The organism is Paenalcaligenes suwonensis, assembly GCF_011290505.1.
Taxonomy (GTDB): Bacteria; Pseudomonadota; Gammaproteobacteria; order Burkholderiales; family Burkholderiaceae_B; genus Paenalcaligenes; species Paenalcaligenes suwonensis.
Window position 1 is genome coordinate 1 of the sequence record NZ_JAANPV010000006.1, and the last position, 22,981, is coordinate 22,981.

11 protein-coding genes, 2 tRNA genes and 2 rRNA genes are annotated in these 22,981 nt (G+C 49.6%); 5 read left to right on the top strand and 10 right to left on the bottom strand.

Annotation, left to right across the window (positions count from 1 at the left end):
• Window positions 1–95: 95 nt before the first annotated feature.
• From GY634_RS10120 to GY634_RS10135, 4 genes are all read right to left on the bottom strand, one after another.
• A 23S ribosomal RNA gene (locus GY634_RS10120) occupies window positions 96–2,978 on the bottom strand.
• A 362-nt stretch (window positions 2,979–3,340) separates the two neighbouring features.
• Window positions 3,341–3,416, bottom strand: a tRNA-Ala gene (locus GY634_RS10125).
• Between the two features lie 10 nt (window positions 3,417–3,426).
• Window positions 3,427–3,503 (bottom strand) — tRNA-Ile (locus tag GY634_RS10130).
• A gap of 94 nt (window positions 3,504–3,597) precedes the next feature.
• Window positions 3,598–5,134 (bottom strand): 16S ribosomal RNA (locus tag GY634_RS10135).
• The 16S and 23S rRNA genes sit together here with 2 tRNA genes alongside, the layout of an rRNA operon.
• A gap of 1,323 nt (window positions 5,135–6,457) precedes the next feature.
• On the opposite strand from GY634_RS10135, the gene rng reads away from it, so the two are divergent.
• The gene (gene rng / locus GY634_RS10140) at window positions 6,458–7,921 is read left to right on the top strand and encodes a ribonuclease G (RefSeq protein ID WP_166408429.1); all 1,464 of its coding nucleotides are present in this window, start codon (window positions 6,458–6,460) and stop codon (window positions 7,919–7,921) included.
• 11 nt (window positions 7,922–7,932) lie between these two features.
• On the opposite strand, the gene GY634_RS10145 is transcribed toward rng, so the two are convergent.
• Entirely contained in the window at window positions 7,933–8,295 is a 363-nt protein-coding gene (locus GY634_RS10145) for a hypothetical protein (protein WP_166408430.1), read from the bottom strand.
• A 105-nt stretch (window positions 8,296–8,400) separates the two neighbouring features.
• Window positions 8,401–10,194, bottom strand: coding sequence for a lipid A export permease/ATP-binding protein MsbA (gene msbA, locus GY634_RS10150; protein ID WP_166408431.1), 1,794 nt, complete (start codon window positions 10,192–10,194; stop codon window positions 8,401–8,403).
• A gap of 158 nt (window positions 10,195–10,352) precedes the next feature.
• Here msbA and GY634_RS10155 point away from each other — a divergent pair, with 158 nt between their 5' ends.
• The 3 genes from GY634_RS10155 to GY634_RS10165 are packed head-to-tail and all read left to right on the top strand — an operon-like array spanning window position 10,353 to window position 12,294.
• The gene (locus tag GY634_RS10155; protein WP_166408432.1) at window positions 10,353–11,276 is read left to right on the top strand and encodes a glycosyltransferase family 9 protein; all 924 of its coding nucleotides are present in this window, start codon (window positions 10,353–10,355) and stop codon (window positions 11,274–11,276) included.
• The gene (locus GY634_RS10160; RefSeq protein WP_166408433.1) at window positions 11,273–12,037 is read left to right on the top strand and encodes a YdcF family protein; all 765 of its coding nucleotides are present in this window, start codon (window positions 11,273–11,275) and stop codon (window positions 12,035–12,037) included. The genes GY634_RS10155 and GY634_RS10160 overlap by 4 nt, the downstream gene beginning before the upstream one ends.
• Complete coding sequence (locus GY634_RS10165; RefSeq protein ID WP_166408434.1) at window positions 12,037–12,294, top strand: YkgJ family cysteine cluster protein; 258 nt, start codon at window positions 12,037–12,039, stop codon at window positions 12,292–12,294. Before GY634_RS10160 ends, GY634_RS10165 begins: the two co-directional genes overlap by 1 nt.
• Window positions 12,295–12,310: 16 nt before the next feature.
• Here the strand turns inward: GY634_RS10165 and GY634_RS10170 are convergent, their stop codons facing one another.
• From GY634_RS10170 to hrpA, 4 genes are read right to left on the bottom strand one after another with little or no spacing between them, the layout of a single operon-like run.
• Window positions 12,311–13,141 carry a polysaccharide deacetylase family protein gene (locus GY634_RS10170; RefSeq protein WP_166408435.1) on the bottom strand — a complete coding sequence of 277 codons (831 nt, stop codon included), beginning with the start codon at window positions 13,139–13,141 and terminating at the stop codon, window positions 12,311–12,313.
• The gene (locus GY634_RS10175) at window positions 13,134–14,234 is read right to left on the bottom strand and encodes a glycosyltransferase family 4 protein (protein ID WP_166408436.1); all 1,101 of its coding nucleotides are present in this window, start codon (window positions 14,232–14,234) and stop codon (window positions 13,134–13,136) included. Before GY634_RS10175 ends, GY634_RS10170 begins: the two co-directional genes overlap by 8 nt.
• A 2-nt stretch (window positions 14,235–14,236) precedes the next feature.
• Window positions 14,237–17,716 carry a DNA polymerase III subunit alpha gene (gene dnaE, locus GY634_RS10180; RefSeq protein ID WP_166408437.1) on the bottom strand — a complete coding sequence of 1,160 codons (3,480 nt, stop codon included), beginning with the start codon at window positions 17,714–17,716 and terminating at the stop codon, window positions 14,237–14,239.
• A gap of 32 nt (window positions 17,717–17,748) precedes the next feature.
• Complete coding sequence (gene hrpA / locus GY634_RS10185; protein ID WP_166408438.1) at window positions 17,749–21,540, bottom strand: ATP-dependent RNA helicase HrpA; 3,792 nt, start codon at window positions 21,538–21,540, stop codon at window positions 17,749–17,751.
• A 75-nt stretch (window positions 21,541–21,615) separates the two neighbouring features.
• Between hrpA and argA the strand changes: the two genes are divergently transcribed.
• Window positions 21,616–22,974 carry an amino-acid N-acetyltransferase gene (gene argA, locus GY634_RS10190; protein WP_166408439.1) on the top strand — a complete coding sequence of 453 codons (1,359 nt, stop codon included), beginning with the start codon at window positions 21,616–21,618 and terminating at the stop codon, window positions 22,972–22,974.
• Window positions 22,975–22,981: the final 7 nt, after the last annotated feature.

Sequence of the window (22,981 nt, forward strand, 5' to 3'; positions counted from 1 at the left end):
CATCAGTATGATGCAGTGTTTCATGTTTGGGATTGCGTTATTGTACTACTAAATTTGTTTGAACGACACTTAAAACTTATAACCTTAAGAGTTATAGGATCAAGCCGCACGGGCAATTAGTACTGGTTAGCTACGTGCATTACTGCACTTACACACCCAGCCTATCAACGTCCTGGTCTAGAACGACCCTTTAGGGGAATCAAGTTCCCGGGATACCTAATCTTCAGACGAGTTTCCCGCTTAGATGCCTTCAGCGGTTATCTCTTCCGTACTTAGCTACTCGGCAATGCCATTGGCATGACAACCGATACACCAGCGGTACGTCCACTCCGGTCCTCTCGTACTAGGAGCAGGCTCCGTCAAGTATCCAACGCCCACGGCAGATAGGGACCAAACTGTCTCACGACGTTTTAAACCCAACTCACGTACCTCTTTAAATGGCGAACAGCCATACCCTTGGGACCGGCTACAGCCCCAGGATGAGATGAGTCGACATCGAGGTGCCAAACACCGCCGTCGATATGAACTCTTGGGCGGTATCAGCCTGTTATCCCCAGAGTACCTTTTATCCGTTGAGCGATGGCCCTTCCATACAGAACCACCGGATCACTATGTCCTACTTTCGTACCTGTTCGACTTGTCAGTCTCACAGTCAAGCACGCTTATGCCATTGCACTATCAAGACGATTTCCGACCGTCTCTAGCGTACCTTCGAACTCCTCCGTTACACTTTAGGAGGAGACCGCCCCAGTCAAACTGCCCACCATGCACGGTCCCCGATCCCGATAAGGGACCTAGGTTAGAACCATAAACAGACCAGGGTGGTATTTCAAGGTTGACTCCACGCGAACTAGCGTCCACGCTTCAACGTCTCCCACCTATCCTACACAGGCCGGTTCACAATCCAATGCAAAGCTACAGTAAAGGTTCATGGGGTCTTTCCGTCTAGCCGCGGGTAGATTGCATCATCACAACCACTTCAACTTCGCTGAGTCTCAGGAGGAGACAGTGTGGCCATCGTTACGCCATTCGTGCAGGTCGGAACTTACCCGACAAGGAATTTCGCTACCTTAGGACCGTTATAGTTACGGCCGCCGTTTACCGGGGCTTCGATCAAGAGCTTGCACCCCATCACTTAACCTTCCGGCACCGGGCAGGCGTCACACCCTATACGTCCACTTTCGTGTTTGCAGAGTGCTGTGTTTTTAATAAACAGTCGCAGCCACCGATTCACTGCGGCCCTTTCATGCTTTGCGCGCAGGCGCATCACACTACCGGGGCATACCTTCTCCCGAAGTTACGGTATTAATTTGCCGAGTTCCTTCTCCTGAGTTCTCTCAAGCGCCTTGGAATATTCATCCCGTCCACCTGTGTCGGTTTGCGGTACGGTCTTGTAAAGCTGAAGCTTAGAGGCTTTTCTTGGGACCACTTCCAATCAGTTTAGAGCCGTAGCTCTATCAGTGACATCCTTGAATTCGCGCCCGGATTTGCCTAAGCGCCTTCTTCGATGCCCCAACGGAGATATCCAACACTCCGATGACCTTCTGCAATCCGTCCCCCCATCGCACTTTACAACGGTGCGGGAATATTAACCCGCTTCCCATCAGCTACGCATTTCTGCCTCACCTTAGGGGCCGACTCACCCTGCGCCGATGAACGTTGCGCAGGAAACCTTGGACTTACGGCGAGGGGGCTTTTCACCCCCTTTATCGCTACTCATGTCAGCATTCTCACTTCTGATACCTCCAGCATTCCTTACGGAACACCTTCGCAGGCCTACAGAACGCTCTCCTACCACGCACAGTCAAACTGTGCATCCGCAGCTTCGGTAACTGGCTTAGCCCCGTTACATCTTCCGCGCAGGACGACTCGATCAGTGAGCTATTACGCTTTCTTTAAAGGGTGGCTGCTTCTAAGCCAACCTCCTGACTGTCTATGCCTTCCCACTTCGTTTCCCACTTAGCCCGTTTTAGGGACCTTAGCTGGCGGTCTGGGTTGTTTCCCTCTTGAGTCCGGACGTTAGCACCCGGTGCTCTGTCTCCCGTACTGTACTTGTTGGTATTCGGAGTTTGCCATGGTTTGGTAAGTCGCTATGACCCCCTAGCCAAAACAGTGCTCTACCCCCAACAGTAATATACGAGGCACTACCTAAATAGTTTTCGGAGAGAACCAGCTATCTCCAGGCTTGTTTAGCCTTTCACTCCAATCCACAGTTCATCCCCTAATTTTTCAACATTAGTGGGTTCGGTCCTCCAGCACGTGTTACCGTGCCTTCAACCTGACCATGGATAGATCGCCTGGTTTCGGGTCTACACCCAGCGACTAAATCGCCCTATTCGGACTCGCTTTCGCTACGCCTCCCCTATTCGGTTAAGCTTGCCACTGAATGTAAGTCGCTGACCCATTATACAAAAGGTACGCAGTCACACCACAAGGGTGCTCCTACTGTTTGTATGCATGCGGTTTCAGGATCTATTTCACTCCCCTTCCGGGGTTCTTTTCGCCTTTCCCTCACGGTACTGGTTCACTATCGGTCGATCACGAGTATTTAGCCTTGGAGGATGGTCCCCCCATATTCAGACAGGATTTCACGTGTCCCGCCCTACTTATCTAACGCCTAGTACCACCGATTTGATTTCGCTTACGGGACTATCACCCACTACGGTAAAACTTTCCATTTTCTTCAGCTATCAAATCGACTATCACGTTAAGGCTGGTCCGGTTTCGCTCGCCACTACTTCCGGAATCTCGGTTGATTTCTTTTCCTCAGGTTACTTAGATGGTTCAGTTCACCTGGTTCGCTTCGCTACACCTATGTATTCAGTGTAGGATACAGTATCGCTACTGTGGGTTTCCCCATTCGGACATCTACGGATCAAAGCTTGTTTGTCAGCTCCCCGTAGCTTTTCGCAGACTACCACGTCCTTCATCGCCTGTGATCGCCAAGGCATCCGCCGCATGCACTTATTCGCTTGATCCTATAACACTTAAGGCTACAGGATTATGAGTTTTAGCAATTGTGCCGTTCATCAAGTTTCGCTTGGATTCGATTTCTCGAATTCAATAAAAGAACTTTGTTTGAACAAAATTGTTGATTTGCAATCACAACCCGTCTATTCATACAGCCAACAATTAAGTTGGTGTATACATGAATACACTTCGTTGTGCTTTTTCCAGATTGTTAAAGAACATAACCAGCATTGAGCTTTATCAGCCCAACGAGTAACACTGTCATAAACAATGCTATTCGTTAAACTGTCAGAACCCGAGTAACTCGACGTTTCAAGCTACCCTTCACTGATTGTCATGACCAATTTTCAAATCACCACCGCAAAAATCGTGGTGGAGGATGACGGGATCGAACCGACGACCCCCTGCTTGCAAAGCAGGTGCTCTCCCAGCTGAGCTAATCCCCCGTGGTATTCGTGGTGGGTCAAGTTGGAATCGAACCAACGACCCCCGCCTTATCAAGACGGTGCTCTAACCGACTGAGCTACTGACCCAATTCGTTACTGCTTCGTTGGTGACTACCTTGGTCATGAACTTTTATAACAGCCAATAAGTGTGGACGCTTTCGCTTTGTGAACCTTCGCTCTTAAAGGAGGTGATCCAGCCGCACCTTCCGATACGGCTACCTTGTTACGACTTCACCCCAGTCATGAATCCCACCGTGGTAAGCGTCCTCCTTACGGTTAGACTACCTACTTCTGGTGAAACCCACTTCCATGGTGTGACGGGCGGTGTGTACAAGACCCGGGAACGTATTCACCGCGGCATTCTGATCCGCGATTACTAGCGATTCCGACTTCACGCAGTCGAGTTGCAGACTGCGATCCGGACTACGATCGGGTTTATGAGATTAGCTCCCCCTCGCGGGTTGGCGACCCTCTGTCCCGACCATTGTATGACGTGTGAAGCCCTACGCATAAGGGCCATGAGGACTTGACGTCATCCCCACCTTCCTCCGGTTTGTCACCGGCAGTCTCACTAGAGTGCTCTTGCGTAGCAACTAGTGACAAGGGTTGCGCTCGTTGCGGGACTTAACCCAACATCTCACGACACGAGCTGACGACAGCCATGCAGCACCTGTGTTCCGGTTCCCTTGCGGGCACTTCTAAATCTCTTCAGAATTCCAGACATGTCAAGCGTAGGTAAGGTTTTTCGCGTTGCATCGAATTAATCCACATCATCCACCGCTTGTGCGGGTCCCCGTCAATTCCTTTGAGTTTTAATCTTGCGACCGTACTCCCCAGGCGGTCAACTTCACGCGTTAGCTGCGCTACTAAGGCCTAACGGCCCCAACAGCTAGTTGACATCGTTTAGGGCGTGGACTACCAGGGTATCTAATCCTGTTTGCTCCCCACGCTTTCGTACCTGAGCGTCAGTATTATCCCAGGGGGCTGCCTTCGCCATCGGTATTCCTCCACATCTCTACGCATTTCACTGCTACACGTGGAATTCTACCCCCCTCTGACATACTCTAGCTAGGTAGTTAAAAATGCAGTTCCAAGGTTGAGCCCTGGGATTTCACATCTTTCTTTCCTAGCCGCCTGCGTACCCTTTACGCCCAGTAATTCCGATTAACGCTTGCACCCTACGTATTACCGCGGCTGCTGGCACGTAGTTAGCCGGTGCTTATTCTACAGGTACCGTCATCTACAGAAGTTATTAGCTCCTGTCATTTCTTCCCTGTCAAAAGTGCTTTACAACCCGAAGGCCTTCATCACACACGCGGGATGGCTGGATCAGGGTTTCCCCCATTGTCCAAAATTCCCCACTGCTGCCTCCCGTAGGAGTCTGGGCCGTGTCTCAGTCCCAGTGTGGCTGGTCGTCCTCTCAAACCAGCTACGGATCGTCGCCTTGGTAGGCCTTTACCCCACCAACTAGCTAATCCGATATCGGCCGCTCCAATAGTGAGAGGTCTTGCGATCCCCCCCTTTCCCCCGTAGGGCGTATGCGGTATTAGCCACTCTTTCGAGTAGTTATCCCCCGCTACTGGGCACGTTCCGATACATTACTCACCCGTCCGCCACTCGCCACCAAGAGAGCAAGCTCTCTCGTGCTGCCGTTCGACTTGCATGTGTAAAGCATCCCGCTAGCGTTCAATCTGAGCCAGGATCAAACTCTTCAGTTCAATCTCTGTATATTTTGCTTCAAATAACCGTAGTCATCTGAAGCGGAGTAATTCGTACTCAAAGAAACTTAGAGTGTTTTGCACAAGGCAAAAACCTAATTTTCTTTATGTGAGCACTTGATCTATATGTTTGGCGAACCTTCGTGAGAAGGTTGGTCCACTCATTCCAAGCGCCCACACTTATCGGCTGTTAAATTTTTAAAGAACACTCACTACCGAAGTAGCTCGTCGCTGCCGTTGCAGCTAAACTAGAGAAGCGAAATTATGAAGCATTTTGTTTTTGGTGTCAAGTTGTTGCTGCCTTGCTGAACAATCTGTTTGTTTAGCGAAGAAGAGAACTATAACTCGCTTTCTTTGTGCCTGTCAAACATTTGTTTTGCTTGGCTTTTGCTGCTTCGTTTTGAGCCCCCCCTAGGGAAAACCCGTATGCGCTGCTGCGAAGAGAAAGAACTATAGCACCGTTAATGAACAACCCACAAGCTATTTATGACAAATAAATGAAGAATTTATGAAGATTTTCACAATACCTCATTAATTCAATGGGTTAGTAGTTTGAGGGTTTTGAGGATACTCGCCTCTCAACGCTGCTACCTTAACCAAAGCGCACTCCGCACGCCTCAGAACACACCAAAAATTAGCTGCGCATACACTATATGCGCTCACTCCCCTCAGCAATCCAGCATAAAAAGGCCAAAAACTTGCCACTTCTCTACATTCCCAGCCTAGCAGTCAAATGATTTACTCCATCTGTAATGACAAACATGGCGCATGCACTCCATCGTAAACAAAATCAGAGGTAGGCTCTGCCACCCCTGTTTACATTAGGCCAATCCGCTGGCGCTACACAGCACACACTTACGGAGAATGCGGCTTCCTCTATTAGGTATTTCACTTGATTGCTATATAGAGACAGAGCCCCTCTTCCTATACCTCTCTCTATCTATATATAGGGAGAATAACTAACACAGCCCCATGTTCAACCAACCTTGATGAATGGCGTTACCTGCTAGACCCATAAAGTTGCTTACAGCTCTGTCACTTTATGCTAGCCCGTACAGGCACCCCGTCCACAGCTGAGAAAACCGGCGTTGTTTTCCATCTATAGTGCCACCTGCTATCTATATAGAGCATATGCAGGCCACCTCTTCTAAGCTAAAGCCATCCAACAAGTTTCCGTGAGTCTTCATTCACTACACTATCTATATATAGTCTCTATAGCGTAATTAAAGAAACTCTCACTCTTCTTACTCTATAAAATAGAACACTAGCACCTTCTTACACTTCCCCCTACACTGGGTTGATTGCAACTTTGCCCCTACCAACATGCCTGAAGATATTCTGATCAACATCACCCCCTTTGAAACTCGCGCCGTTGTGGTAGAACAAGGGGCCGTGCAAGAGCTACACATAGAACGTAGTATTCAACGCGGATTCGTGGGTAATATTTATTTGGGTAAAGTGGCTAGGGTATTGCCTGGCATGCAAAGTGCTTTTATAGACATAGGCCAAGAGCGTGCCGCCTTCGTGCATATTTCTGACCTGCGACAAAATCGAACTGAGCGCCTAAATGGCAGTAACCCTACTCCTATAGAGAAACTGCTATTTGAAGGTCAGTCGCTTATTGTTCAGGTAACCAAGGATCCACTAGGAACAAAAGGGGCTAGAGTTTCTACACAAGTCAGTATTGCTGGCCGCATGTTGGTGTATTTGCCTTTTGATCCACACATAGGCGTATCGCAACGCATAGAGGACGAAGCTCTGCGTTTTGCGCTGAGAGAGAAAATTGAAGCGCTAAATGGCCCAGATGAAAAAGGTGGCTTTATCGTACGCACACAAGCAGAGCAAGCAAGTGATGAAGAACTGCGTGCCGACTGCGAATATTTGCGAAAACTATGGAGCATTATTCAGCAGCGACTGCGTACACAGCCCTGCCCTTCTACGCTGTATACCGATTTAGATCTGACTCAACGCGTGTTGCGCGATATGGTTACGCCCGAGACGCACAACATTATTGTGGACTCACGCACTGTTACGCAGAAAATGAAAGAGTGGGCTGAAATTTATACCCCCTCCGTACTAGATAGAATCCAGCTTTACACTGGTACTCGCCCCCTCTTTGATACCGTGCATGTGGATGAGGAAATTTCTAAAGCCTTGTCTCGTCGCGTGGACTTAAAATCGGGTGGCTATTTAATTATCGACCAAACTGAAGCGCTCACTACCGTAGATGTAAACACAGGCGGCTATGTGGGTGGTCGTAATTTTGGTGACACAATATTCAAAACCAATTTGGAAGCTGCGGGCGCCATTGCTCGCCAATTACGTTTGCGTAATCTAGGCGGCATTATTGTGCTGGACTTCATCGATATGGATAACGATGAACATCGGCAAAGCGTATTACGCGAATTAAACACGGCGCTCAGCAAAGACCGCACACGTATCACGGTGAGCAACTTTAGTCAGTTAGGTCTGGTAGAAATGACCCGCAAGCGCACCAGAGAATCATTAAACAATCTACTGTGTGAACCCTGCCCTACCTGCCAGTCTCGCGGCAGCGTCAAAACTTCACGCACGATTTGCTACGACATTTTGCGCGAAGTACTTAGGGAAGCCAGGCAGTTCAACCCTAAAGAATTTAGGGTTCTGGCGTCACAAGAAGTTGTAGATTTATTTCTTGAAGAAGAAAGTGAGCACTTAGCCCAAACTGGGGATTTCATTGGCAAGCCCATTTCGCTTGAAGTCGATCCCCAGCATGCACAAGAACAGTACGACATCATACTGTTCTAAATACCGCGTTATCACTCTTCAGTAGCCCAGCACACTTTAGGGTCTTGCAAGATACGCAAGGCCTTAGTGGCTTCTTTACCCGACATGGGGAAGTAGCTATATACCGTCGCAACAACGTAGCCTGTGCCATATGACGTCAAGTCAAACAAAATGCTTTCTTTAAGCTCTGCACCAGGTTGGGGCTTATACACGACTGTGGCGTAATGAATTTGGTAGGGGTCTAATACCCAATCAAACTCAGAACCACATAAACGTTGGTTTGCAAATAAATTCTGCTGCACATCGGCCAACGAGGCATAAAAACGATATTCGTCTCTTTTATAGAGATCCTGTCGCAATGTGCTTTGCCCCTCATCTACCGGAGCCGTGGCCACACACCCGCCAAGCCCACGGCAGCCACCGCCATTATTTTCCCCAACACATTCATACCTGCCTTCCTTGTTTCGAGTTTCACTGCGGTTTGTTTGGTTTTAGGATACCTACTGCGAGGCATCATTATCTTTTTCGGTAAATTCCATGTTATAGAGCGAGGCATACATACCGCCCAGCTCTAACAACTCTTGGTGCGTACCTTGCTCAGCAATTTGACCTTTATCCAATACCAAAATGGAATTAGCGTTTTGAATGGTCGTTAACCTATGCGCGATCACCAAAGTTGTGCGGTTTTCCATCAGTTTGTCTAACGCATTCTGAATTTGCCATTCAGACTCGTTATCCAGCGCCGATGTCGCCTCGTCCAGAATCAAGATCGGACTATCTTTAATCAAAGCACGCGCTATAGCCAAACGTTGTCGCTGGCCACCCGACAACATATTTGCTTTTTCACCCACCGGCGAATTCAGCCCCTCAGGCAAAGCGCGCACAAAATCAGCAAGGCTTGCTGCCTCTAAGGCAGCCCACACTTCATCATCTGTTTTATCAGAGTAACCACCATACGCCACGTTTTCGCGGATGCTACCTTCAAACAGCACCACATCTTGGCTCACCATAGAAATCTGAGAACGTAGCGCTCGCAGTTCGATATCTTGAATATCCATGCCATCAATAAGCACTTGCCCACTATCAGGCACGATAAATCGCGGCAGCATATTCGCCAAGGTCGTTTTCCCGCTGCCTGAACGCCCTACCAAAGCAATGGTTTGCCCTGCCTGCACACTGAAGCTTAAGTTACTCACGACGGGGTTATCAGAACCATCAAAAACATGCGTAACCTGCTTGTACTCTACATTCCCAACTACTTTAGCTGGCAGAGGTTGCTTCGCCCCCTCTTCTTCCACTTCCGCATCAATCAGCGAGAACACGCTTTCTGCAGCCACCAACATACGTTGTGTGGTGCCAGCCATACCCGTAATACGGCGAATAGGGTCAAATAGCTGCGCCAAGGCTCCCAAGAAAGCCGCAAAACTACCTACCGTCAAACCACCTACGGATGACTGGTACAACGCCATAGCAACCACCCCTGCCACAGCCAGAGAGATAAAGAACTGGGTAATGGGCGACAAGGCCGAGTTCGCTGTGGCCGCACGCATTGCAAAACGACGCAGCTTGCCATTTACATAAATAAAGCGATCGTTCTCATGTTTATAACCATCGAACAACTTAACAACACGCTCGCCCTCAATAACTTCGCTTACCACTCGCACCATCTCGGCGTTCATGTTGATGGTGTCGCGGTTAATTTTCTTTAAGCGCAGCGCCACAATGCGCGCCGTAATAAAGGAAATGGGCAGCATGATAAATACAATCAGCGTTAGCTGCCACGACATGTAGAGCAATACTGCAATCAGCGCGATGATCGCAATGGTTTCCCGCACTAACACAGTAATGACTTCGGTTGCCACCGTTGCCATTGTTCCCGCATCAATAGTGAACCGGTTTAATAAGCGCCCTGTATCACCACGCTTGAAATACACATCGGGTAGCGTCAGCAACTTTTTAAACATATCAGCGCGCATAGTGCGCAACATATTGTTGGCAATTAAAGCCAATAAGTAATCGCTACCAAATGACGCCACACCACGTACAAACATCAACAACACAATGACAAGCGGAATGCTCCACACATAGTGTGGTTTTACGCCGGAGAACCCCTCATCCAGCAATGGCTCCATAATCAAGGCCAACACTGGTTTCGTAGCGGCAACAACGACCACTAAGATCAAAGCTACGATGGTCAATTTCCAGTAAGGAGCTACACGCTGATAAATACGCTGCCAAACGTCGGCATCAAATAACTTCTTTTTTAGATCCGATGATACTTTTTGTGTCTTCAACTGTGGCTCACTTTATACTAAGAGTCTGCGTGCATTTTAACGCTGATCTGCACCCAGTACTCAACCCATGACGTGATGCTGTTTGTATGCCTGTTACTACCACCTCTGAATCGCCTGTAATTTATCTACGGATGCCCAACTGGGTAGGTGATTGCCTCATGTGTTTACCCATACTGCATGCGCTGCTAGAACAACGTGTGCGAGTCGTTGTGTGTGCCCGTCCTTGGGCCAAAAGCCTACTGTCGGCTTATACACCACAACTGGAAGGTATTGTCGCAATATCGGGAAAAACGGTGGCAGATGCCTCGACAGTACGTAAGTTTCGTCAGCAACACGAACACTCTACTGCCTACGGCCTTATTCTACCTGACTCACTTTCTAGCGCCTTGGTGTTTAAACTCGCTGGGTTACGTAGTGCCGGCTATAAAGATGAAGGGCGTGCCATTTTGTTGAAATGGCCAGAAGCTAAACCTTCTACCCCCATGCATGCCGTAGAGTTCTGGTACCACTTAGCGCGTCAAGCCTGCCTACACTGGCAGATCGCTTTACACTATGCTCCCGCCAAACGATTAGCCTTGCTATTACGCCCTGAGGCGACGTCTACATGCTTACAGGCCATGCAAGCAGCAGGATTGGAATCAGGCCGCTTTATACTGCTGGCCCCTACAGCCAAAGGCATACATAAAGGACAAATCAAAACCTGGGCGCAGTATGACGAGTTATATAAAGCGCTACAGCCCTTAGGCATCCCCATCGTAATGTGCCCTCCCGCCAATGAAGTCGCTGCGGCACATCAACAAGCCCCTACCATTCCCATCCTGCCTGCTTTACCATTAGATAGTTTTGCAGCACTGTGCCAACATGCCGCCCTTGTGGTGTGTAATGATTCTGGTGTTTCCCATTTAGCTGCCGCCGTGGAAGCTCAACAGCTTAGTCTCTTTGGGGTCACATCCCCCTCTCGCACGGGTCCTTGGTCTCCCGTTGCCCATAGTTTGGGGGAACAAGGCAAATGGCCTACTTTGGATGAAGTGGTGCACGCAAGCCAAGCATTGTTAAACGCTCACGAGAACGTTGTAGTATGAACCTGACCTCCTGGCTCCCCCAACTCGTTATTCCCATCAACCTCGCTGGCACGCTGCTGGTTGTAGCCTTCTTGTTTTTCCTGATACGCTGGCGAAAATTTGCTGCGTTACTGACCTTACTCGCCGTAACGTGGGTGGTGGGCTGGTCGCTACCTGGTGTGTCGTTATGGGCAGGCGGCTACTTAGAGCAACGCTACCCCCATATCAGCATAGACAGAATCCCTGAGGCCCAAGCCATTATTGTGTTGGGTGGAAACACCGCCAATAACCGTACCAACTGGTTTGAGGAGCTAGATCCAAACAACACGTTGTCTAGAGTAGATTACGCCGCCTCACTGTATTCTGCTGGCAAAGCCCCCCAAGTCATTGTGTCGGGAGCCGCTCTAGATGGCGGTATGAGTGAAGCCCAGATGATGGCTCGTTCGTTAGAGCAATTAAATGTGCCTAGCAACAAAATCTTGCTAGAGCCTGAAAGTCAAAACACACGCGAAAACGCACTATTCAGCATTAATAAATTACGCACTAACAGTATTACTAAAGTACTACTGGTGACGTCTGCCCTGCATATGCCACGCTCTATGGCCACATTCGAAAACCGAGGCATAGAAGTGATTCCTGCTCCCGTAGCACCACAAATTGTGCTGCCTGAACGTAGTGATGTGGATCTATGGGTGCCATCATGGCGTACGCTACATGCCAGCCGCTCTATCATCAAAGAGTACGTAGGCTTAATCGTATATTGGGCTAGAGGCTGGATTTAATGCAATGTAGGCCGCAATGCGGTGCATGCTGCACCGCCCCTTCCATTAGCAGCCCTATACCAGGTATGCCACAGGGCAAACCAGCCGGCATACCCTGTATACAGTTAGACCAGCAATTACGGTGCAAAATCTTTGGTCTACCAGAACGCCCTAGCTGCTGTTCAGGCTTACAACCCTCGGAAGAAATGTGCGGCGATACAAGGGAAGAAGCACTAATTTGGCTGGGCACCCTTGAGCGCCTGACGCTTCCCTCATAATAGAAACCACCTAAACCTAGCGGTTTTTCAGTTTTCTACTAAGCAACTTCCAGTTATTAAATACCGGTGCGATCAACGGATGATGGCTGGCTCGTATGCGTTTAGCTAAGGTTTTAGCGGAACGATTACGTACTGCAAAACGGTGTATGCGTGCGCTATCTGTATCAGACGTGTTTCTGCCAAAAGCCATCGTTGTATAAAGATGGCTAAAGCCATTCTTCTGCGCAATGGCGATGTAGTCATCATCGAAGTAACCTTGCGGCCAACACAGGTGTTCAGACACTTCACCTAACTCTTTTTGCAAACACAGTCTGGACTGCTCTAGCTCCCACTGCATGCGTTCGTTCTTAGCTTCATCTGGCATCAAATCCCAGCGTGTATGAGTATGGGTATGGCTATGAAACTCAATGAGGCCACTCTCGCGCATGGCGTGCACCTCACTCCAACGGGCAATGACCTCATCACTACGGCCTGCCTCAATTAAGGCTTCACACTCTCTATGTTCTGGGCAATTTGGTACATTTTCTTGCCCCATTACCGGACGTACTGGCCCATGGTGCAACCATGAGGTCACCAAGAAAATAGTCGCTTTGAACTGATATTTTTGCAGTAAGGGAAACGCATAGACCCAATTATCGAGATAACCATCATCAAAGGTGATCAGCACTGCTTTACCTTGATCTTTCCCTGCCAAGTGCTGCGCGAACTCATCTAAGGTCAGTGACTTATAGCCCTCTTGTTTCAACCAACGCAGTTGGTCTTCAAAATGCTCAGGCGTGCAACCAATCATGCCGCCAACTGGACTCACATGATGGTACATCAACACAGGTACAGAAGACTTAAACATGTTGTAATTGCTCCAACCAACGGTAATAACTGCGTTCGGTTTGATCGCATAAGGCACTGAGCGTAAATCGATTCTCGATAATAGCGTACTGGTAGCCGACATCCCCCATTTTCTGCCGCAACACAGGGTCATCCAATAAGCGCGATATCGCTTGCGTTAATGCAGGTACATCACCTAAAGGCACTACAAATCCGCTTTTCTCAGGGACCATCATTTCAGATACGCCCCCCACATCGGTACCTACAACAGGAACACGCGCAGCAGCCGCTTCGGCAAAGGCGGTACCCGATGCTTCTATATGAGTCGCTAAGGCAAACACATCAAAATCACCAATAAGCTCAGGCACATCATTGCGGTTGCCTAGAAAATGTACCTGTGACGCAACTCCCGCTTGCTGCACCTGTGCTTGCAACTTCTGCATTTCACCACCATCGCCCACAATCACTAGGTGTGCGTGCGACTTAGCATGTAACAATGGCACCATCGCCTCAATCAGGGCATCCATCCCCTTAGGGCGACGCAATACGGCAATACTACCCACAACCAAATCGCTGGCTTCTAAGCCTAGCTCTTGACGCAGCTTTTGCGGCGGCAAAGGATCAGGCAAATTGACCGCAGGCGGTGCAATATCCACGTAATCTTTAGGTATACCTCTGTCGGTAATTTGTTTGCGTACAAACTCACTTACCGTGATGAGCCTATGCGGAATCCATTTGTAGGTCAGCAAAGAACCTATGGGTCTCGCTAAATGCCGGCTACGCACTACCAATGGCACTCCAGCCAAGCGCGCTGGAATACCAACTTGCACGGTATCAATGCGACTTGCTGTATTGACTACATCATAATGATGAACTTTGAAGAACTTACGCAGTCTGAACAGGTTACGCCAGAAATCCAACCCTTTTTTCATTCTAACCGTGTGCACAACAAAACCGTCTTGCTCTAACAAGGTGCGCAATTGAGCCTGCGGCTGGCACAGCATCTCCACCGAATGTCCTTTAGCGCGCAGTTCTAGCATCAGGCGGTGCACATAGCGTTCCTGGCCACCATAACTGGTGGCTGCTTCAGCAAATAAAATGCTTAATTTACGCATGCTTAATACTCTATTTCCATAGCGTCTTCCCCTAACCAGTCCGCAAGTTGTACGAACATAGAGTCAGCCAAACGCACCCTCCATTCATCACCCAATCGTACGGTACACGAATAATCCGGGTGATGAATTTGTACATCCACCCATACGCCCGGAATGTTATTTTCAGGTTCTGCTCTAAACGGGTTCAAGACTTGGCGTAAGCGCTGTACGTCTTGATTGTCTTTCAACACCAAGCTCAAACTGCGTGCTCTGGCTTCGCGAGCACCCTGCAAGCTAAGAATTTCATCGGCTGTCACGCGTAAGCCACCGGTGTAATCATCGTGGCTGACTTTGCCTTGAATAATCACCAACTGATCTTCGCGCAAATGCTGCTTGTTGGCTTCAAAGACCTCGTTAAAGATAGATACCTCTACCTGCGCGGAACCATCATCCAACAAGGCATAGAGCATTTTTCCTCGGCGAGTCATGCGTACACGCACAGACGCCAGCACACCAGCAAACCACTGCGGTGAACGAGATGGCTCTAATTTGGCTAAGGGACGTGGAGCAAAACGTCGTACCTCATCACGCCATGCATCAAACAAGTGCGCACTGAAATAGAAACCAATGGCGGTTTTCTCTTCGCGTAACTTAGTTTGCAAATCCCACGGACGCACACGCGCCAATTCGCTTTCTACAATTTCATCGGTACCGCTGTCATCAAACAAACTCGCTTGATTAGCATTTCTAGCCACTTGTTCGGCGGCTTCTACAGCATGTCCAAGAGAGGTTAACAACGCGGCACGGTTTTCTTCCACACTATCAAACGCTCCGGCACGTATTAACGCTTCAATGGTACGCTTGTTCACCACTTGGCGGTCTACCCTACGGCAGAAGTCGAATAAGCTGACAAAGTTGCCGCCCTCTTTTCTGGCTTGAACAATAGACTCTACAGCTGCTTGGCCTGTGCCTTTAACCGCCCCCAAACCATATCGAATGGTGCGAGGTGGCTTACCTTCTTTGGTATAGCGATCTTGTACCGGTTCAAATCTATAGTTAGACGCATTGATATCCGGTGGCAACACATCAATACCGTTGGCAATAGCGTCTTGCCAGAAAATTTGCACTTTGTCGGTATCGTCCATATCCGACAACATCGTCGCGGCCAAGAACTCAGCCGGGTGATGCGCTTTGAGCCACGCCGTATGGTAGGCAATCAATGCATAGGCGGCAGAGTGACTTTTGTTAAAACCATAACCTGCAAATTTTTCCATCAGGTCAAACAGCTTCACCGCCAAATCGCCGTCATACCCTTTTTCTATCGCGCCTTTTTCGAAGATCTCGCGGTGCTTGGCCATCTCTTCGGGCTTTTTCTTACCCATGGCTCGACGTAATAAGTCTGCACCGCCCAGCGAGTAGCCACCGATGATCTGTGAAATCAGCATCACCTGTTCCTGATACACAATCACCCCATAGGTGCTGCTCAGTACAGCTTCTAGATCTGGGTGAAAGTAGTCTACTTCGGCCCTACCGTGCTTACGGTTTACGAAATCCACCACCATCCCAGACTCTAACGGACCGGGACGGTACAAGGCTAACATCGCGATAATATCTTCAAAGTTACTGGGTCGTAGGCTACGCAGTAACTCTTTCATCCCCCGCGACTCCAGCTGGAATACGGCGGTGGTATTGCCCTCACACAGAATACGATACGCATCTGGATCATCTAAGGACAAAGACATTAAATTGAAGTCAGCTCTGGACGGGTTAAAAGCACGCACGTACTTCTCGGCCCAGTCCAAAATGGTCAGGTTACGCAACCCCAAAAAGTCGAACTTCACTAACCCAGCTTGCTCAACGTCGTCTTTATCGTACTGGGATACAGCATTGGTATCGATGCCTGGCTGTCGATACAGCGGGCAGAAATCCACCAATTTACCGGGGGCAATTAATACGCCCCCAGCGTGCATGCCTACACTTCGCGTCAAACCCTCTAGTGGCTTAGCCAAATCGATGAGCGCGCGCACTTCCTCATCGTTCTCGTACCTGTCTTTAAAAGCAGGTTCGTCCGATAACGCTCTAGATAAGGTCCATGGGTCAGCCGGGCTAAAAGGAATCAGCTTAGATAAGCCATCACACATGCTATAAGGCAGTTCTAATACACGCCCTACGTCACGCACCACGGCCTTCGCCCCTAAGGTACCGAAGGTGGCAATCTGACTGACGGCCTGAGGACCGTATTTTTGCTTAACGTAATCAATGACCCGCTCGCGGTTATCCTGACAAAAGTCGATATCGAAGTCAGGCATGGATACACGTTCAGGATTCAGGAATCGCTCGAACAGCAAGTCATAACGTAAAGGATCCAGATCGGTGATCCCCAAACTGTACGCCACCAACGAACCAGCACCGGACCCACGCCCTGGGCCCACAGGCACGCCATTGTTCTTACCCCAGTTAATAAAGTCGGCCACGATTAAGAAATAACCGGGGAACCCCATCGTCACGATGGTGTTGCACTCCCAATCCAAGCGCTTACGGTATTCCGGGTACTGTGAGTTGCGTTCTTCCTCGTTGGGATACAACTGCTTCATGCGCACATCTAGCCCTGCTATGGCTTCTTGCACCAAGAAGTCATCCAGACTCATGCCATCAGGTGTAGGGAAGTCAGGTAGGCAGGCTTTACCCAACGTCAGCGTCAAGTTACAGCGTTTGGCGATTTCCAAGGTATTTTCTAACGCAGAAGGAATGTCAGCAAATTTGCTGTACATTGCCTCTGAGTCTAAAAAGTACTGCTCTGTAGTAAAACGCTTAACCCGGCGTGGATTTGCCAGTTGCTCACCTTCGGCAATACACACCCGTACTTCGTGAGCACGGAAATCCTCAGGCTCCATAAACTGAATGGGGTGTGTAGCCACTACAGGCAGACTAAGCTCGGCCGCTAAGCCGCACGCTGCCTGCACATAAGCGTCATCACCATCGTGCCCGGCACGCTGCAACTCTATAAAGAAACGATTGGGATAATGCTCTGCCCAGAAGCTGGCATACTCACGCGCCAAATCGGCATTACCCGCATCAATAGCCTGACCTATATCACCCATGCGTGCGCCAGATAACAGGATCAAGTTTTGTTGGTTTTCTAGCCACTCGCGACGTACTTCGCCGCGGCCTTTGTATTGGTTTTCCAACCACGCTTTGGTCAACAAATCACACAGGTCTAAATAACCTTGATGATTCATCACCAACACTAAAAGCCGGAATGGTTTTTCCCGGTCGTGCTCGTTTTCCACCCACAAATCAGAACCAGCAATCGCCTTGATACCTTTTTTGCGTGCTTCTTTATAGAACTTGATCAACCCAAACAAGTTACACAAATCAGTCAGCGCCATGGCGGGCTGCTCTGAAGCGACTGCTCTAGATACCAGGTTTGGTATGCGTGCAATACCATCCACCACCGAAAATTCGGAGTGACTACGTAAGTGCACAAAAGGAAAACTCGTCATCGTTATAGTGCCAACCTGTATTCAATTCGTATTTAGCGCTGCATGGCTGCCCATGCTTTTTCCAAACGTTTGGCGGAAATAGGCATAGGAGTGCGTAGCTCCTGAGCAAACAGCGAGACCCGCAACTCTTCTAGCATCCAGCGGAACTCTTCTAACTGCTGGTCTTCAGCCCCTTTAGCCGCCACAACCGCTCGCAAAAACTTTGTTTGCAACGGTAGTAATTCTGCCATCCAACGCGCATCTCGCGCTGGATCAGTACGTAACTTATCTATACGCACCTGCGCAGCTTTCAAGTAGCGAGTAAAGTGCGCAAGTCGCTGAGGGCTATTGTCGCTGATAAAGGCCTTATGCATCAAACGAGATTGGTGCGCTTGCATGTCTTCATACGTTTGAGTATGGCTCTTAATACCTACTACCTTGCGCTGCAATGCCGTCCACTCTGTTAGTACTGCCAAGGTTTGTCTGGCGATTTCTCGCACAATCAAGCCTAGTCGTGGGCGTGCTTGCTCGACGCGTGCAGCAAACTGCTCTGCATTCACGGGCAACGGGTCCATCAAACAGACGCTATCAATCGCGGCATCCAAGATTTGGTCGCGCAGCACATTCTGTGTACCTAATGGCATAAACAACATGCTCATTTTGGTAAGATCCGGAATATTTTTTTCCTGGAACTTCAAGGGTTCACGCAAGGCGATTCTAAATAGCCTACGCAACCCTGCACGGTGCTGACGCAAGGCTTGTTCTGGCTCGTCAAAGACGTCCAACTCGCAATACTCACCTTGATCTATCAGTGCCGGATAGCCTACTACGCTGCGCTGATTTCTACGTATTTCCAGCAGTTCAGGCAACTCACCAAATGACCACTCGGTAATTTTTTCGTGGTCTAACGCTTTGGCCACCTCTGTATCTTCAGCGGCTAAGCGTTGGAAGGACTCTTGTGCTTTTTTCCCATGTTCTGCTTTGAGCTTATCAAGATTGCGACCACCGGCCAGCATACGCCCATGCTCGTCCACCACTTTAAAGTTCATGAACAAGTGAGCAGGTAAGGTTTCAGGCTTAAAGTCGGTAGCTTGCAAGCGCTGTCTACGCTCTTGCCATACATCGTCTATCAAGGCTTGTATCAGCGACAGCTTAGGGTCTTGGGCTTGTTCAAACCACCGCTCATGAAAGCCCTCGGCGTACTCAGGAATGGGCACGCAATGCCGGCGCATGCGCTGCGGCAATGAACGCAACAACCACTGCACTTTTTCTTTCAGCATCCCCGGCACCAACCATTCACAACGCTGATTGTTCAGACGGTTTAACTGAAATACCGGTACCGTCATGGTGACACCGTCACGCAAGGAGCCTGGCTCGAAGTGATAATCCAACGCCATGCTGACGCCTTCCCACGTCACGTTACGCGGAAACACATCGGTGGTAATACCGGCCGCATCATGACGCATCAGCTCATCGCGGTTCAGTAACAATGCTGCCGCTTGCTGTTTATCCAGCCCCTTGTACCATTTCTCTAGTGTGGCAGTCTGATGTATATGAGCAGGAATATGGCGTTCGTAAAAGGCTTGAATCAGGCTATCGTCCACCAAAATATCAGGACGTCTAGATTGATGCTCCAGCTTTTCAATCGCTTGCACCTGCTGCTTGTTATGACGCAAAAAAGGCAAGTTGGATTGGATTTCCCCAGCCACTAGCGCATCGCGGATGAAGATCTCGCGAGACTCCTCGGGATTGATACGACCATAGTGCACACGTCTACCATTGTAGATTTGCAGGCCATACAAGCTGGCACGCTCATTAGCCACTACGCGGCCACTACGCTTATCCCAACGCGGATCAGACCACAGTTTTTTCAGCAAGTGATCGGCTACTTTTTCAATCCACTGTGGCTCTATACGTGCTAAGCAACGGGCAAACAAACGCGTGGTTTCTACCAGCTCGCCAGCCAACACCCAACGCCCCGCCTTCTTACCTAAGGTAGAGCCGGGGTGCAACACAAAACGAATGTCTCGTGTGCCTTGATAGAACGAACCTTCCTCTGCTTTATAGCCTACGTTCGCCACCAAACCTGTTAGCAGCGCACAATGAATTTGTTCGTACGTGGCTGGTTCGGTATTCACACGCCAGTCTGCCTCACGCACCAAATTCAATAACTGCTTGTGCACTTCGCGCCATTCTCTAAAGCGCATGGGCGACAAGAACTGATCTTTCAGCGCTTTACTGAGTTTTCGCTGTGACAAGCGACTTTTCACCTGCTCGCCATACCATTCCCACATTTTCAGAAACGACATGAACTCTGACTGTGCATCGACAAAACGTTGATGCGCACGCTCGGCCCCTTCCCTGTCATGCATAGGGCGCTCACGTGGATCTTGTACCGACAACCCCGAAGCAATAATCAGCATTTCGTGCAAACACTGCTGATCTTGTGCGGCCAAAATCATGCGGGCTACACGAGGGTCTACCGGCAGGTGGGCCAATGAGCGGCCTACTTTGGTTAAGTGACGCTCGTCATCTAATGCCCCCAATTCGTGCAAGAGTTGATAACCATCGGCAATCGCCCTGCCTGTGGGTTTATCAACAAAGGGGAAATGCTCTACATCGTCTAGCTTGAGCACTTTCATGCGCAAAATCACCCCTGCCAAGGATGAGCGCAGAATTTCCGGATCACCAAAGGCAGGACGCTGCGCGTAATCTTGTTCGGCATAAAGCCTAATGCATACACCTGGACCTATACGACCACAACGCCCCGCACGCTGGTTTGCAGATGCTTGGCTGATCGGCTCTATACGTAGCTGCTCTACTTTGTTGCGCCACGAATAACGCTTAATGCGTGCCAAGCCGCTATCAATCACATAGCGTATGCCGGGTACGGTTAGCGAAGTTTCAGCCACGTTAGTCGCTAACACGACTCGTCTAGCATTACCCTGAGGGTGAAAAATACGACTTTGTTCGGCATTACTCAACCGCGCATACAGCGGCAAAATTTCCGTGCCACGTAATTGCGCTTTACGCAGGCTTTCCGCGGCATCACGAATCTCTCGCTCACCAGGCAAGAACACCAAAATATCGCCTTCGCCATAGCGACTACATTCGTTCACCGCGTCTACGATGGCGTCATTTAAATCACGCTCATCGTCTTTTTCTTTCTCTTTGCTACTACCCTCTTCGGTTTTCTTATCTTGCAGTACCGGACGGTAGAGCACCTCGACTGGGTACAATCGCCCTGACACCTCGATAACAGGTGCCGCCACACCGTCTATGGCGAAATGCTCGGCAAATTTTGCTGCATCAATGGTGGCCGACGTAATGATCAGTTTTAGATCTTTGCGTCGTTGCAACAACTGCTTCAAAAACCCCAGTAAAAAATCGATATTCAAACTGCGCTCGTGCGCCTCATCGATAATCAGGGTATCGTAGCGGCGCAGCAAAGGATCTCGTTGGCTTTCCGCCAACAAAATACCATCCGTCATCAGCTTAATGGCTGAGTTGGGGCCACTACGATCGGCAAAACGAATTTGGTAACCTACCCATTCGCCTATCTCGGTATTCAGTTCCTCTGCGATACGCTGGGCCACTGAAGTCGCCGCCAAACGGCGCGGCTGGGTATGGCCTATCATTTTTTTGTGGCCACGTCCCAGCTCTAGACAAATTTTTGGTAGCTGCGTGGTTTTCCCTGAACCGGTTTCACCGCTTACAATAACCACTTGATGCTTTTGTATGGCGCGCGCGATTTCCTCGCGGCGGGCGCTAACCGGCAACTCTTCTGGGTACTCAATTACTAGGGGAAATGTTGGCTTTCCCGCAACGTCTACAGGCTCTTGCATGAAACTCGCTTCTCTAAATAGTCCCTCATTATAATTTTGTTTTGGTTTTGATCACTGACCCATTCAGGCAGGCTTATGAGCAACAATGACAGCGACACCCTTTCCGCCCATGATGCACCAGAATTCGCTCCCGCGCAGTTTGTACGCTGGTTTAGGGAAGTTGCTCCGTATGTGCACCGATTTCGTGGAAAAACCTTTGTAGTAGGCTTTGGCGGTGAGCTCATTGCTGATGACTTTCTATCCACGCTAATACCCGACTTATCCTTGCTTTCTGCGCTAGGTATACGCCTAGTGCTGGTTCACGGTTCTCGCCCCCAAGTCAATGAGCAGCTACTGTTAAAGGGCGAGAAAAACACCTTTGGACGTGGAACATCGCCCACCAGCCCCGCCGCCTTAGAATGCGCTAAAGAAGCCGCAGGTGAAATACGTTTGGATATTGAAGCGGCTTTTAGCCAAGGTTTGCCCAATACCCCTATGTCCCATGCGCAAATACGCGTGATTTCCGGTAACTTTGTGACGGCTAGACCTGTGGGCGTCATTGATGGTGTGGACTACCAACACGCTGGTGCCGTACGCAAAATGGATACCGAATCCATGCGTAAGATTCTGGACCAAGGCGCTATTGTACTGCTGTCACCGCTGGGCTTCTCGCCTACCGGTGATGCCTTTGACCTGAGCATGGAAGAATTGGCGTTAAATGCCGCTGTAGCCTTGCGTGCAGAAAAACTGATCTACCTAACCCCAGCCCCTCTCGCTAACCTAGACGCTGACCAAACCATTGATGGCGAGCTAGCTCGTGCGGATGCGGATCAGCTCTTGAGCGCTAATGCATTAAGCGAGGACTCCAGCGTATTTCTACGTAGCGCCTCTCAAGCCGTCAAACGCGGTATTGCTCGTGCACACATCGTGCCCTACCCGCTGGATGGCAGTATTTTGTTAGAGATCTTTACCCACGACGGTGTAGGCACCATGGTGGTAGAAGACACACTGGATGACCTGCGTCCCGCTACGTTGGATGATGTGGCATCCATCTTGCAATTAATTGAGCCCTTAGAGGCTGATGGCACCCTAGTACCTCGCGGCCGTGCTGTGGTAGAGCGCGAAGTAGAACGCTTCACCGTACTAGAGCACGACGGCATTATTTACGGTTGCGTGTCGGTCACTCCGTACCTGGACGAAGGCATGGTAGAAATGGCCTGTTTGATCGTCCACTCAGAATGGCAAGGCAGTGGTGAGGGTGAACTCTTGCTGCGCCACGCAGAAAGTCGCGCCCGTGCTATGGGTGCAAAACGTTTATTCGTACTCACCACTCGTACATCGCACTGGTTTATTAAGCGCGGTTTTGTGCAAGGTGGCGTATCCGATCTTCCCAAAGAAAAACGGGCTTTGTACAACCGCTCGCGCAATAGCCTAGTATTCATCAAAAAACTTTGACGAGGAA